This window comes from Micromonospora sp. ATLC16 (assembly GCF_057196645.1).
On the sequence record NZ_JBXUOW010000146.1, the window covers coordinates 1 to 2,380 of the forward strand.

The 2,380-nt window shown below is 71.4% G+C and carries 2 protein-coding genes; one reads left to right on the forward strand and one right to left on the reverse strand.

The annotated features are described in order from the left end of the window. Positions 1–47: 47 nt before the first annotated feature. On the reverse strand, positions 48–1,169 hold the full coding sequence (locus AC2CHE_RS26725; protein ID WP_484507591.1) for a globin domain-containing protein: 1,122 nt from the start codon (positions 1,167–1,169) through the stop codon (positions 48–50). Between the two features lie 155 nt (positions 1,170–1,324). Between AC2CHE_RS26725 and AC2CHE_RS26730 the strand changes: the two genes are divergently transcribed. Next, on the forward strand, positions 1,325–2,095 hold the full coding sequence (locus tag AC2CHE_RS26730; protein ID WP_484507592.1) for a CPBP family intramembrane glutamic endopeptidase: 771 nt from the start codon (positions 1,325–1,327) through the stop codon (positions 2,093–2,095). The last annotated feature ends 285 nt before the right edge of the window (positions 2,096–2,380 follow it).

The window sequence follows — 2,380 nt, forward strand, 5'->3', positions numbered from 1 at the left end:
GCCCCAGGGGGCAGGGGCACGCGCCCCGGTTCGGGGGGAGGAAAGCTCTACAGGTTGCCGAAGGTGTCGTACCGGGTCCGCTGCGGCGGTACGGCGTCGGCGGCCAGCACCCGGAGCGTGGCGCGCACCATCGGCGCCGATCCGGAGACGAAACAGTCGTGCGTCGTCCACGGCCCGTACCGGGCCACCACGTCGGGGAGGTCGCCCTGCTCGCCGCCGAAGTCCGGGTCGTCGCTGCACGCCGGAGTCACCGACAGCCACGGGTGGGCGGCCACCAACTCCCGCAGCCGGTCCAGACCGTAGAGGTCCGCCTCCGTCCGGGCACCGTAGAAGACGTGCACCCAACGGGCCTGGTTGTAACCGGCCAAATCCTCGACGAGCGCCTTGATCGGGGCGAGTCCGACGCCACCGGCGACGCAGAGGATGTCCCGCTCCGACGAGCGGTCGACCGTCATCGACCCCATCGGCGCGGCCACCCGAAGCAGGTCGCCCGGCCCGGTCCGACGGACCAGCGCGCCGGAGACCCAGCCGGCGGCGTCGGTCGGCGTACGCACGTGAAACTCCAGCACGTTGTCGGCGTTCGGCGCGTTGGCGATCGAGTACGTCCGCCACACCCGGGCGTGGTGGCGCGGCGCCTCCACGCTGACGTACTGACCCGCCCGCCAGGTCAACGGGTGCTGCAGCGCGCGGCAGGTGAGGACGGCGGTGTCCGGGCCGTACCGCCTGTGGGTCAGCACCTCGGCGTGCCAGAACGGTGGGTCGTCGTCCGCCGCCGCCCCGGCGAGCATCTTCTCGGCGATCGCCGCGTACGCGTCCCGCCACGCCTGGTCGTACTCCAGGTTCCAGCCGTCGCCGGCGATGCTGCGCAACGCGTCCAGCAGCGCCACGCCCATCGTGTCGTAGTGGGCCGCCTCGACGTGGTACTTGCGGTGGTCCCGTCCGAGCGCACGGAGGAACTCGTCGAAGCCCTCCGGGTCGTCCACCGTGTGGATCGCCGCGATGATCGCTTCGAGCAGTCGGTCGCCCTGGCCGGTCATCTGCACCGGGAAAAGCTTGCGCAACTCGGGGTCGAGGAGGAAGAGCCGGGCGTAGAAGTGACCGCTCAGCCGGATCCGGTCCTCCTCGATCAGGGTCCAGCTCTCCTTCAGCAGCCGCGCGAAGTTGTCCACCGGGGGCGCTCCTTCTTCTGACGGCGGATCGGGCCCAGACAGAATCTCCACGGAGCGTGCATGAAGGTCGCACAGAATGTGCGATCGCATCGTGAGGGCTGCTCGCCGGTGGACAGGCGTCACCAGCAGCACCTCCGGTCGGGCAGAGTGGTTCGGTGACCGTTCAGCTCACCCGCCCGGTGTCCCGCCGCACGCTCGGCGTCGAGACGATGCTGGTACTCGGCCTCTCCCTCGGCCAGTCGGCCGTCTACGCCGTCGTGTCGATCATCGCGAAATTGACCGCCGAGGGCGGCCTGTCGCGGCAGACCGCCGCGTTGAACACCTCCGCGTCGGCCCGCCCCTACCTGGACCTGACGTACCAGCTGCTGGGCATCGTCTTCGCGCTGCTGCCGGTGCTGCTCGCCGTACACCTGCTGGCGCGGGACCCCGGCGACCCGGTGCGGACGCTCGGCCTGGACGCCGGACGACCCGGCTCCGACCTGGCCCGGGGCGCCGGGCTCGCGGCGCTGATCGGACTCCCCGGCCTGGCGTTGTTCTGGGCGGCCGCCCAACTCGGCATCAACGCCACCCTGGTGCCGGCCGCCCTGCCCGACCTGTGGTGGACGGTGCCGGTGCTGATCCTCGCCGCGTTCCAGAACAGCATCCTGGAGGAGATGATCGTGGTCGGCTACCTGATGACCCGGCTGCGCCAGCTCCAGTGGCGGGCCGGCGCGATCATCGCGACGAGCGCGCTGCTGCGCGCCTCGTACCACCTCTACCAGGGGTTCGGGGCGTTCCTCGGCAACGCGGTGATGGGGGTGGTGTTCAGCCTCTGCTACCTGCGCACCCGCCGGGTGATGCCACTGATCGTGGCCCACGCCCTGCTGGACATCGTCGCCTTCCTCGGCTACGCCCTGCTTCCCCGCGACTGGTTCACCTGGCTCTGACCCCGTCCCCACATCCGCTCAGGACCGTTCCGTCGATCAAGAGGTTCGCGTCTGCCAGACCGGTGGCCGTGGCGCGAACTTCTTGGTCAACCGGATCCTGTCAGCGGGGCTGCTGGCCGTCCGGGTGGGTCAGCGGGGTGGCCGGTAAAGGGTGGCGGCGCGGGCGGCCAGGCGTTCGGCCCCCGCCGAGTTGCCGGCCGCCGCGGTCAACGCCGCCGTACCCGGCAGCAGCCGGGACACCAGCCGCAGCGCGAGCCAGCCACCCGCCTGCCCGGCCAGCGGGGC